Annotated in this window: 9 protein-coding genes; 8 read left to right on the top strand and 1 reads right to left on the bottom strand. The window is 65.1% G+C overall.

What is annotated here, in order from left to right:
• The first annotated feature begins 232 nt into the window (after window positions 1-232).
• From ada to V7D81_RS12615, 4 genes are all read left to right on the top strand, one after another.
• Window positions 233-1,333 carry a bifunctional DNA-binding transcriptional regulator/O6-methylguanine-DNA methyltransferase Ada gene (ada, locus tag V7D81_RS12630; RefSeq protein ID WP_324316887.1) on the top strand — a complete coding sequence of 367 codons (1,101 nt, stop codon included), beginning with the start codon at window positions 233-235 and terminating at the stop codon, window positions 1,331-1,333.
• Window positions 1,330-2,076: a 2OG-Fe(II) oxygenase gene (locus V7D81_RS12625; protein WP_442958349.1), complete on the top strand. Its 747-nt coding sequence runs from the start codon at window positions 1,330-1,332 to the stop codon at window positions 2,074-2,076. Before ada ends, V7D81_RS12625 begins: the two co-directional genes overlap by 4 nt.
• 128 nt (window positions 2,077-2,204) lie before the next feature.
• Window positions 2,205-3,575, top strand: a complete 1,371-nt coding sequence (locus V7D81_RS12620; RefSeq protein ID WP_324316885.1) for a transaminase — start codon at window positions 2,205-2,207, stop codon at window positions 3,573-3,575.
• Window positions 3,572-4,930 (top strand): glutamine synthetase family protein, encoded by a 1,359-nt coding sequence (locus V7D81_RS12615; RefSeq protein ID WP_324316884.1) that lies wholly within the window; start codon window positions 3,572-3,574, stop codon window positions 4,928-4,930. Before V7D81_RS12620 ends, V7D81_RS12615 begins: the two co-directional genes overlap by 4 nt.
• 94 nt (window positions 4,931-5,024) lie before the next feature.
• Here V7D81_RS12615 and V7D81_RS12610 read toward each other — a convergent pair whose 3' ends face one another.
• Window positions 5,025-5,915, bottom strand: a complete 891-nt coding sequence (locus V7D81_RS12610; protein WP_324316883.1) for a pirin family protein — start codon at window positions 5,913-5,915, stop codon at window positions 5,025-5,027.
• Between the two features lie 115 nt (window positions 5,916-6,030).
• On the opposite strand from V7D81_RS12610, the gene V7D81_RS12605 reads away from it, so the two are divergent.
• The 4 genes from V7D81_RS12605 to V7D81_RS12590 all read left to right on the top strand — a co-directional run bounded on the left by V7D81_RS12605 (window position 6,031) and on the right by V7D81_RS12590 (window position 12,145).
• The gene (locus V7D81_RS12605; RefSeq protein ID WP_324316882.1) at window positions 6,031-6,936 is read left to right on the top strand and encodes a LysR family transcriptional regulator; all 906 of its coding nucleotides are present in this window, start codon (window positions 6,031-6,033) and stop codon (window positions 6,934-6,936) included.
• Between the two features lie 328 nt (window positions 6,937-7,264).
• A complete protein-coding gene (locus V7D81_RS12600; protein WP_324316881.1) occupies window positions 7,265-9,466 on the top strand; it encodes a TonB-dependent receptor in 2,202 nt (733 codons plus the stop codon).
• Between the two features lie 6 nt (window positions 9,467-9,472).
• Window positions 9,473-10,288: a DeoR/GlpR family DNA-binding transcription regulator gene (locus V7D81_RS12595; protein WP_324316880.1), complete on the top strand. Its 816-nt coding sequence runs from the start codon at window positions 9,473-9,475 to the stop codon at window positions 10,286-10,288.
• Window positions 10,289-10,450: 162 nt separating this feature from the next.
• Window positions 10,451-12,145: an alpha/beta hydrolase family protein gene (locus V7D81_RS12590; protein WP_324316879.1), complete on the top strand. Its 1,695-nt coding sequence runs from the start codon at window positions 10,451-10,453 to the stop codon at window positions 12,143-12,145.
• Window positions 12,146-12,162: the final 17 nt, after the last annotated feature.

Here is a 12,162-nt window from a genome sequence, read left to right as displayed (position 1 = left end):
GAATAGCCGCAAAAGGCGCAAAAGGCGCAAAGGAGAAGCTCGGTTTTCTTCCTGTAGGTCAGGCTTTCCCGCGGGATTTCCTTCGGTCACAGCCTGACTCCTCAGAGGCCGGCTCAAGCCGGCCCCACAGGAAGAGGAAATGCCCGGATTCGACCGCAAGAACCCGGGTGTCAGGGAATGCCTGCCCCGGCACTCTGCGCCCATCGATCTTGCCTCATCCGGAGAACGCGCCATGATTACCTCAGCCACCGTCATTGCCCTGCCGTCTGCGATGAATACCCGCTCCGCCTACACGAACGACGATGCCCGCTGGGCCGCGGTCGTACGCCGCGATCACGAAGCGGACGGCCAGTTCTTTTATTCCGTGCGCACGACCGGCGTGTACTGCCGCCCGTCCTGCGCATCGCGTCGCGCACGACGCGAGAACGTCGGTTTCTACGGCACCGCGGCCGCGGCCGAGAAGGCCGGCTTCCGTCCGTGCAAGCGCTGCAAGCCGGATCGACCGGCGCTGGCCGCGCAGTACGCCGAGCGGATTGCACGCGCATGTCGACTCATCGAACGCAGCGAATCCGCGCCCACGCTGAACGAGCTGGCGAAGTCGACGCAGCTCAGTCCCTATCACTTCCATCGCATCTTCAAGGCAGTCACCGGCGTGACGCCGAAGGCCTATGCGACGGCGCATCGCAGCCGGCGCACGCGCAGCAACCTGAGCGGTCGCGCCTCGGTGACACAGGCGATCTACGACAGCGGCTTCAATTCCAACGCGCCGTTCTATGCACAGTCGAAGGACGTGCTCGGCATGCAGCCGCGCCAGTTCCGCGCCGGCGGCGCCGATGCGGCCATCCGCTTCGCCGTCGGCCAGTGTTCGCTCGGCGCCGTCCTCGTGGCCGCGACCGACAAGGGCGTGTGCTCGATCCTGCTGGGCGACGATCCGGAAGCACTCGTGCGCGATCTGCAGGACCGGTTCGATCGCGCCGAACTCATCGGCGGCGATGCCGACTTCGAACGACTCGTGGCGCGAGTCGTCGGAATGGTGGAACAACCCTCGCGCGGTCTCGATCTGCCGCTCGACATCCGCGGCACCGCGTTCCAGCAACGCGTGTGGCAGGCGCTGCGCAAGATCCCGGCCGGCGCCACGATCAGCTACGCCGAGATGGCGAAGCGCATCGGTGCGCCAAAAGCGATACGCGCCGTCGCAGGCGCCTGTGCCGCGAATCCCATCGCCATCGCGATTCCCTGTCATCGCGTGGTGCGCACCGATGGCGACCTCTCCGGCTATCGCTGGGGCATCGAACGCAAGCGCGTACTGCTGGAACGCGAGAAGGCTGCCTGACCGTGCACGCTCGCACATCCTCGACGCGGACGGTCGATCCGGCCGCCCGCGTCGCCCGCCACGACTGGCCGCAAGCGTATGAACAACTCGATGCTCGCGGCTTCACCGTGCTCGAAGGTCTGCTCGATGAGCAGGAATGCGGCGAGCTTCGGGCTCTCTACTCCGCGGACCACGGATTCCGCAAACGCGTCGTGATGCAACGGCACGGCTATGGCCGCGGCGAGTACAGATATTTCGCCTATCCGCTGCCGCCGCTCATCACGGATCTGCGCACACACCTGTATCCGCGGCTGGCGGGAATCGCGAATCGCTGGCTTGAGCAGCTGCGAATCGACACGCGCTTTCCTGACGATCACCACTCGTTTCTGCAGCGCTGCCACGTCGCCGGCCAGACGCTGGCAACGCCGCTGCTCCTGCGCTACGGCGCCGGCGACTACAACTGTCTGCACCAGGATCTGTACGGCGAGCACGTGTTTCCGCTGCAGGCCGCGGCCTTGCTGTCGCAACCCGGCGAAGACTTCACCGGCGGCGAATTCGTTCTCACCGAACAACGTCCTCGAATGCAATCGCGCGCCGCTGTCGTGCCACTGCGTCGAGGCGACCTCGTGATCTTCGCCGTTCACCATCGACCGGTGCGCGGCACCCGCGGCAGCTATCGCGTCAATATGCGTCACGGCGTCAGCACCGTCGATTCCGGCGAGCGCTTCACTGCGGGCGTCATCTTTCACGACGCCGGGACGTAAGAAGAGGGAGAGCCGCAAAGACCGCATAAAGGAACGGGAATTTCTTCTGATCCCTTCTTTTGTGCGGTCCTTGCGGCTCTCCTCTCTTCCCATTGAACCCGGCAAAGCCTTCGCGTCATAGTCGACGCATGCCCACCGTCGATCTCGTTGCCGGAATTCCCTCGCAGGCGATTGCTCGCATCGGCGAGCGCGAACGCGCCCGTTATCTCGCGGCGCATCCGGTCTGCGCGGCGGCGACGCACGCTTCGGCAGCCCACTGGCTCGATGGCGTGCCGATGCACTGGATGACGGACTGGGGTCTGCCGGTGCCGCTCGTCGTGAAGCAGGCCAGCGGTTCGATCGTCGAAGACATCGACGGCCATCGTTACGGCGATTTCTGCCTGGGCGATACCGGCGCGATGTTCGGTCATTCGCCGGCGCCCGTCGCGGAAGCGATCCGGCAACAATCATCGCGCGGACTGACGTGCATGCTGCCAGTCGAAGCGACGGCGCGGATCGGCGAACTGCTGGCCGCCCACTTCAGCCTGCCCTGCTGGCAGATGACCCAGACCGCGACGGATGCGAACCGCGCCGTCGTGCGCTGGGCGCGGGCGCTGACCCGACGCAAGCGCATTCTGGTGTTCGAGGGCTGCTATCACGGCTCGCTCGAAGACACGATGGTCGAACTGTCGGACGGCAGCGTGACACCGCGTCGCGGTCAGGTCGGCCAGGTCGCGGACTTCGCTGCGCTCGCGCGCGTCGTCGAGTTCAACGACCTCGCCGGACTCGAAGCGGCACTGGCCTGGGAAGACGTGGCCTGCGTGCTGGCCGAACCGGTCATGACCAACGCCGGCATGGTGCTGCCGCAGCCAGGCTTCTGGGAGCAGGCGCGCGCCCTGTGCGACCGCTACGGCACGCTGCTGGCCATCGACGAGACTCACACGCTGAGCAGCGGCCCCGGCGGCTATGCACGACGCATCGGCCTGCGCGCGGACTTCGTCGTCGCCGGCAAGGCCATCGCGGGCGGCGTACCCTGCGCCGTGTACGGTTTCACGACCGAACTCGCGCAGGCCATGTCCGCCTTGCTGCGCGAGAAGCCGTCGGGACATTCGGGCATGGGCACGACGCTCGCTGCGAATGCCCTGGCGAGTGCCGCGCTTGCCGCTTGCCTGGAGCATGTGATGACCGAGGACGCCTACCGGCACATGACCGATCTGTCTGCGCAACTCGTCGCCGGCATCGAGAACATCATCCAGCGGCACGCGCTGCCCTGGCACGTCAGCAACGTCGGCGCGCGCAGCGAGCTGTGCTTCTCGCGAATGCCTGCGCTCACCGCGCGGGAATCGCTCAGCGCCGCCGTGCCCGTGCTGGAACGGACGCTCCATCTCTACCTGCTGAACCGCGGCGTGCTCATCACACCCTTCCACAACATGATGCTGATCAGTCCCGCCACCGAACCTGCCCAGGTTCGCGCGCTGCTCGATGCGCTCGACGCCTGCTGCACCGAACTGCTGTCATGAACCCGCACGCCGATCCCGCTGAAGCGCGCGACTTTCTCGCGGCCCATCCCGACATCGAAGCGATCGAACTGCTGATCACCGATCCCGGCGGCGTCGCCCGCGGCAAGCTCGTCGCCCGCGAAGAACTGGAAGGCATCTATCGCGAAGGCCGCTATGTCGCCGGCTCGATTCTCGGACTCGACATCACGGGCGAGGACGTCGAAGCCACCGGCCTCGTCTGGTCCGTCGGCGATGCGGACCGACGCTGCTGGCCGATTCCGGGAACGCTGAAACGCACGCCGTGGACACGGCGTCCCTGCGCGCAGGTGCTGCTGACGATGCACGATCTCGACGGCACGCCGACGTACGCCGATCCGCGGCACGCACTGGCGCGATCGATTGCGGCGCTCGCGCCGTTGACGCCGGTCGTCGCCGCCGAGATCGAGTTCTATCTCCTGACGCGCGATGCGGACGGCACGCTGCGGCCCGCATCGGGACTGCTCTCCGGCCGCAGACAGGCGCGCTTCGATTCCTATGGACTCGGCAAGCTCGACGACATGTCGCCGGTGTTCGACGACATCTACGCCGCCGCGAAGTCGATGGACCTGCCGCTGCGCACGCTCATGTCCGAATACGCGCCCGGCCAGTTCGAGATCACGCTGCTGCATCGGGCCGACGCATTGCGCGCGATCGACGAAGCCATCGTCTTCAAGCGCCTGATCCGCGGCGTCGCGCTGCGACACGGCTTGATTGCGTGCTTCATGGCCAAGCCCTTCGAGGAGCAGGCCGGCAGCGGCATGCACGTGCACGTCAGCCTGCAGAACGATGCAGGCGAAAATGTCTTCGGCAGCGACGATCCGGCCGGCACGCCGCTGCTGCGTCATGCGATCGGCGGGCTGCAGAAGACGATGGCGGAATCGATGCTGATCTTCGCGCCGAATGCGAATTCGTACCGGCGCTTCCGCCGCATGAGTTACGCGCCCGTGGCGCCGACCTGGGGAATCAACAACCGTTCGGTGAGCCTGCGGATTCCCGCCGGTGGCGCAGCGAGTCGGCATGTCGAGCATCGTGTCAGCGGCGCGGATGCAAATCCGTATCTCGTCGCGGCGACCGTTCTTGCGGGCGTGCGTGTCGGCCTAGATGGCCATTCCGATCCCGGCCCACCGATCACTGGCAATGGTTACGAAGCCACTGCGACCGCAACACTGCCGCACGACTGGCACAGCGCCATCCGCGCCGCCGACCAGTCGCAGTTCCTGCGTAACGCACTCGGCGCCGAGTTGATGCAAGCCTTCATCGCGATCAAGCAGCAGGAGTGCGACAAGTTCAACGCGAAAGTGAGCGCAGCGGACTACGAGTGGTACCTGGAGAATTGAGCATGAGGATTCGCTCCGCCTGTGGGGCCGGCTTCAGCCGGCCTGAAGAATGTCAGGCTGAAGCCTGACCCACAGGAAGAGGCAGGAGCGACGCTTACGTCGTCGCGGTCAGCGTGCGCGGCGGAATGCGCCCGAACTGGCCGGAATTGAAATCGCGGATGGCCTGCTCGATCTCCTCGTTCGTGTTCATCACGAACGGTCCGTAGCCCGCGATCGGTTCGTCCAGCGGCTCGCCGCTCAGCACCAGGAAGCTCGCATCGACGCCGCCGGCTTCCAGCAGCACCTCGCCGGCTTCGCGATCCATGAGCACGAACTGTCCTTCGCGAACGATGTCGCCGCCGTTGATCTGCACATTGCCGCGCAGGATCACCAGTGCCACGGTGTTGCCTTCCTTGAAGTTCAACGTCGCATTGCGACCCTGCTCGAGCCGCACATCCCACACATCCACCGGACTGAACGTGCGTGCCGCACCGCGGCGTCCGTCGAACTCGCCCGCGATCACGCGCACGCTGCCGGCCTCGCCGGGCAGCGCCACCACGGGAATGTCCTCGTTCAGCAGCGTCTGATAGCTCGGCGCCGTCATCTTGTCCTTCGCCGGCAGATTCACCCACAACTGCACCATGTGCAGGTTGCCGCCGCGACGCGTGAAGGCCTCGGAATGGAATTCCTCGTGCAGGATGCCGGCGCCCGCCGTCATCCACTGCACATCGCCCGGGCCGATCCTGCCGCCGGCGCCGGTGGAATCGCGATGCTCGACCTCGCCCTCATAGACGACCGTGACGGTCTCGAAACCGCGATGCGGATGCTCGCCCACGCCGCGCCGGCCGTTGCCCGGCGTGAACGCGAACGGACCGGCATGATCGAGCAGCAGGAACGGACTCAGATGCTGGCCCTGGCTGTTGTACGAAAAGAGCGAGCGCACCGGAAAACCGTCGCCCACCCAGTGCTTCCCGGGCGCGCTGTAAATACCGACGATCTGTTTCATGGCTGCCTCCTTCGACAGGGTTCCAACTGGCGAACGACGATACGCGTGGAACGACGATGCCGGTAGACGGCGATCCTGCTACTGTCCGTTCCACCCATGGAACGATGATCCGCGCATGCAGGATCTGAACGATCTCTACTACTTCGCCCAGGTGGTCGAACACGGCGGCTTCGCGCCTGCCAGCCGTGCGCTGGGATTGCCGAAGTCGAAACTCAGCCGCCGCATCGCCCTGCTGGAAGAACGCCTCGGCGTGCGTCTCATCCAGCGATCGACCCGGCATTTCTCCGTCACCGACATCGGTCAGGACTACTACGCACATTGCCGCGCCATGCTGCTGGAAGCCGACGCGGCGCAAGCCGCCATCGAACAGACCCGCAGCGAACCGAGCGGCGTCCTGCGCGTGACCTGCCCCATTGCCCTGCTGCATGCGCGCGTCGGCACGATGCTGACGGAGTTCATGGCGGCGTGTCCGAAGATCGAACTGCACCTTGAAGCGACCAACCGTCGCGTCGACGTGATCGCCGAAGGCATCGACATCGCACTGCGGGCGCGGCCGGCGCCGCTCGACAGCAGCGACCTGATGCTGAAGGTGCTGGGCGAACGCGGTCATGCGCTCGTCGCGAGTCGTGCGTTTCTCGAACGGCACGGACCGATCGACGTGCCGACCGATCTGACGACTCGCCCCACGCTCGATCTCGGCCCCGCACGCCAGGAACACATCTGGATGCTCGAAGCCATCGACGGTGCGCGAGCGGAAGTCCGCCATCATCCCCGACTGGTGACCGACGACATGCTCACCCTGCGCAACGCCGCACTCGCTGGCACAGGCATCGCGCAACTGCCGTTGCTGATGGTCAGCGATGACATTCGCGCTGGAACGCTGCTGCACGTGCTGCCGTCATGGGCGCCGCGCCGTCACATCGTTCACGCGGTGTATGCGTCGAAACGCGGCCTGCGTCCGTCGGTGCGCGCGCTGCTCGATCACCTGGGCGAGCGGTTCGCGCAGTTGCGCGAGGACTGAGTCTGGGCGGGGCCTCTTACTGTGGGGCCGGCTTTCCCGTGGGATTCCCTTCGGTCACAGCCGGCCTCCTTATCAGAGTCAGGCTGAAGCCTGACCTACAGAAAGACCGCATCTGCTCTGCAGACCACCGCCGCATCGCCCCGTTGCCTTCGCAACAGACGACGCCCTCGACCGAAAACCGCAGCAAAAGCGCTCTGCAGAACGCATAAATCTTTGCATTCCGGCGTGTAGACGCCCTCTCGCAGCCGCGCGTAGGCTCCGCAGCCGCTGAAACGAAAACAAAAAGAAACGAATCGCGCACCAAACGAAAATCCAGTCAGGGGGAATCATGTTCGCATCAGCGTCTGAAGGACGGTCGTGGGGATGGCTCATTGGCGTGACCGTGGCGGGACTGGCAGGCGCGGCGAACGCGCAGGATGTTCAGCCGCGCCCCGGTGTCGGCGCCGTCGTCGAAGAGGTCATCGTCACTGCACAGAAGCGCGAAGAAAGCGGGCAGGACGTGCCCATCTCGCTGGAAGTGATGAGCGCGGAGCGGATCGCCAATCTGCAACTGGTCAGCGGCACCGAGATCGCGCGACAGACGCCCAACCTGCAGGTGTCGAACCTCGGCAACGAAGATCAGCCGAAGTTCTCGCTGCGCGGCATCGCGACGCCGGACTTCAATCTCAACACGACCTCGCCCACCGGCGTGTTCTATGACGAAGTGTATGTCGCGAGCCAGTTCCTCGGCGGCCCGCAGATCTTCGACCTTGAACGCGTCGAAGTGCTGCGCGGTCCGCAGGGCACGCTGTTCGGCAAGAACACCACCGGCGGCGCGATCAACTTCATCACCCGCTCGCCGAGCTACGAGACCGAAGGCTATGTCTCCGTGCAGGCGGGCAACCACGACTACGTCCATGCCACCGGCGCATTCAATCTGCCGCTGGTGAAGGACAAACTCGCCGCGCGTCTCGCCGCCAACTACACACGCAGCGATGGCTGGATCCGCAACTACAATCCGGCCGGCGAGGATCTGTCATCGATCGACAACTACGCACTGCGCCTGAGCCTGCTGTTCGAACCGACCGAGAACACCAGCGCGAAGCTGCGGCTGCTGCATTCGCGCAGCAATCCGACCAACATCGGCGTCATCAACTACGGCACCGGCCCCGGCGACACCAATGCCTTCGGCGTGAATCCTCGCGTGAACCCGCTCACCGGCGAGAACTTCGACGCCTGGGAGGGCTACTACGACCGCACCGGCGGCGAAATCATCGCCGACGGCGACGGCGCCATCCTCACCATCGATCAGAAGATCGGCCAGCTCACGCTGACCTCGATCACGTCCTACATCGAAGGCGACTTCAAGAACAACGTCGACGCCGACGGCTCGATCGCACCCCTGCTCGCCATCGACTTCTACGCCCGCACGCGCGAGATCGGCCAGGACCTGCGCATCTCGAGCAACTACGACCGCCCGTTCAACTTCATCGCCGGCCTGTACTACAACCACGATGTCACCGGCATCAACACCGACTACACGCTGTTCGCCGCCGTCGATCTCGCCCAGAGCTACGAACAGAAACGCACCTCGTACGCCGCCTACGCGGACATGACCTACGACCTGACTCCGGACTGGACCCTGTACGGCGGCCTGCGCTGGACCGACGATGAAGGCAAGGCCACCGACTTCCAGGTCGTGCCCATCATTCCGGTACAGCCGACCCAGAGCTACGAGGATTCCGCGCCCACCGGCCGCATCGGCGTACGCTACAAATTCAGCGACGACGTGATGGCTTATGCACAGTACGCGCGCGGCTATCGCAGCAGCACCATCAACGGCAGCGCACTGACGAATGCCAGCGACTTCAACGTCGCGGATCCCGAGAAACTGAACTCCTACGAAGTCGGCCTGAAATCGCAGTTCTTCGACGACCGGCTGCAGCTCAATACGTCGGCGTTCTATTACCAGTACCTGAACCAGCAGTTCGTCAATGCGATCACGTTGACCGAATCGAAGATGGTGAACGCGGGCGAAGCCCGGCTGATGGGCCTGGAAGCGGAAGTGATCGCGCAGCTCACCGACCATCTGCGCCTGCGCTTCGGCATGGCGCTGCTCGACACCGAGTATGTCGAACTGCATCTCGCGCGCGGCACGCCGCTGGTCGACTACGACCTCGCCGGCAATGAGTTGATCGAGGCGCCGCACACGACATTCAGTCTCGCGCTCGACTGGTCGATGTTTGCGCTGGGCGCCGGACGCGTGCACGCCCATGTCGACGGCTCGCGGGTCGGCTCGAAGTTCTTCACGCCGTTCAACAATCTGCCGCCGAGCAATCTGTCGGTGGGCGAGGCCTACTACGAGGCGAATGCACGCGTCGTCTATCGCTCCGATTCGGGCCGTTACGAAGTCGGCGTCTGGGGCAAGAACCTGACGGACAACGACGAGGCCGCGGGCCAGGTGGGCGCCGATCAATCGACGTTCTACCAGCGCTTCACGGTGTCGCCGTATCCGCGGCGCTATGGCGTGGAGTTCAGCTACAACTTCTGACGATTCATGCTCACGAACGATACGAGCAGCCACCTGTCGCCGGCGATCCAGACGCGTCACCGGCAGATTCTCGACATCGCGCGGCGCACCGGCCGCGTGACCGTCGAAGCGCTGGCCGAACGGCTCGACGTGACGCCGCAGACGATCCGCAAGGATCTGAACGAACTGTGCGACCGCACGCTGCTGTCGCGCGTGCACGGCGGCGCCGTCATCACTTCGGGGGTCGACAATCTCGAGTACGAAGCACGGCGCCTGCTGACGAAGGAAGAAAAGCTGGCGATCGGCGCGGCGGCGGCCGCGCTGATTCCCGATCAGGCCTCGCTCTTCATCAACATCGGCACGACGACGGAAGAAGTCGCGCGCGCCCTGCACCAGCATTCCGGACTGCTGGTCATCACCAACAATCTCAACGTCGTCGACCAGCTCTATCGCAATCCCGGCATCGAAGTCATCGTCGCCGGCGGCCGCGTGCGCGCCATCGATCGCGCGGCGGTGGGCCCGTTCGCCGTCGATTTCATCCGGAACTTCAAGGTCGACTTCGCCGTGATCGGCACCTCCGCGATCGACGAGGACGGCGCGCTGCTGGACTTCGACATCAACGAAGTGCAGGTGTCGCAGACGATCATCCAGAACGCGCGACAGGTCATCCTGGTCGCGGACGGCAACAAGGTCGGCCGTCCGGCGCCGGTGCGCATCGGCCATCTGAGCGACGTCGATATTTTCGTCACCGACCGCCTGAGCGGTCCGCAGATGGCAGCCGTCTGCGAAACGCACGGCGTACGGGTCATCGAAACGCATTCGAAGTATCCGGGGGAACGCTGATTCGCTTGTTCTTCCCCTCCTCCGCTTGCGGGGGAGGGCAAGGGAGGGGGGCGCGCAGAATGCGCGTGCTTTCGCACGCCTGCCCCCATCCCAACCTTCCCCCGCAAGCGGGGGAAGGGGCGTGGTAGCGCAGACGGCACATCGACATATAGGGGGGGGTTCATGAAGGCATCGCGTTCCTGGTTCACGTGGGGATGGCTCGCCGTACTGATCGGCTGTCTGCTGGCGCACTGGATTCAGACATCCAGCGACATCCGCATTCAGGATGTGCGCTTCACCGGCGTGAACGGCAAGCCGATGAGCGCGCTGCTGTACATTCCGCCGAACGCAACCGCGAAGACGCCGGCGCCGGGCATCCTCGCGGTGCACGGCTACATCAACTCGCGCGAGACGCAATCGGGCTTCGCCATCGAATATGCGCGCCGCGGCTACGTGGTGCTGGCGCTCGATCAGACTGGTCACGGCTACAGCGCCGCGCCGGCTTTCGCCGATGGCTTCGGCGGACCGGCCGGCCTCAAGTATCTGCGCAGCCTCGACATCGTCGACGGCGACAACATCGGCCTGGAAGGTCACAGCATGGGCGGCGGCTCGGTGCTCGCCGCTGCCCTCGCCTATCCGGACGGCTACAAGTCGGTGGTATTGGAAGGCTCGGCAACGCGCACGCTGTTCTCGCCGCCGGGCGATGCGAAGTTCCCGCGCAATCTCGCCATCGTCTTCAGCAAGTACGACGAGTTCAGCCAGCTCATGTGGAGCGTGCCGCGCGCGGTCGACGTCACGCAAAGTCCCAAACTGCTCTCGCTCTTCGATACCCAGCAGCCGGTCGTCCCCGGTGAACTCCATGGCTCGATCGAGGACGGCACGGCGCGCATTCTCTACACCCCGGGCACCACGCATCCGGGCGATCACCTTTCGCCTGAAGCGATCGGCGACAGCATCGAGTGGTTCCAGCGCACGCTCGCTGGCGGCACGCCGCGCGACCGTGGCGATCAGATCTGGTGGTGGAAGGAGATCGGCACGCTGATCGCCTTCGGCGGATTCGTCGCCGTGCTGCTCGGCGCCTTCGACTGGCTGCTGCAACTGCCCGCCTTCGCTTCGTTGCGCAACGCTGCAATACCGGCGCGCGATCGTCGCGACGCGCGCTGGTGGATTGCGCTGGCATTGAGTGCGCTCGTGCCGGTGCTGACGTTCTATCCCTTCCTGACTCTCGGATCGCAGGCGCTGCCTGCATCGAAATGGCTGCCGCAAGGCATCACCAACCAGATCGTCGCCTGGGCGCTGCTCAATGGCGCGATCACGCTGGCGCTCGGCGTGCTGTTCAAGTCCGGCGCCGCGCGGCTGCCGGCGCGCTGGGGTGCATCGATCGCGATTGCGCTCGGCACGGTCGGCGTCGGTTATCTCGCGCTGCTGCTCGCGGATTATTTCTTCAAGGTCGATTTCCGTTTCTGGGTCGTGGCGCTCAAGCTGCTCGGCGCCGACCGGTTCACGACCTTCCTCATCTATCTCGTGCCGTTCACAGCCTTCTTCATCGTCGCCTTCCGCGCCCTGCACGGCTTCCTTGCCGTGAAGGGCGATTCGACGCGGCGAATCTATACGTCAGCACTCGTCGCGCTGGCGGGCGGCTTCGCGCTGTTCATCGTCGCGCAATACGCGCCGCTGTTCATCGCAGGGCATCTGCTGGTGCCGGCGCAGGCGCTGAACGCCATCATCTCGATCCAGTTCCTGCCGCTCATGAGCGTGTTCGCGATCATCAGCGTCTTCACCTGGCAGCGAACCGGTCACTACCTGCCCGGCGCGCTGATCAGCGGCCTGTTCGTGACCTGGTACATCGTCGCGGGCACCGCGACCCACGTGGCGTAGCGCCGCGACATTCATGA

Origin of the sequence: Povalibacter sp. (genome assembly GCF_036735925.1) — a bacterium.
Taxonomy (GTDB): Bacteria; Pseudomonadota; Gammaproteobacteria; order Steroidobacterales; family Steroidobacteraceae; genus Steroidobacter.
This window is presented reverse-complemented; position numbering and strand designations above follow the sequence as displayed.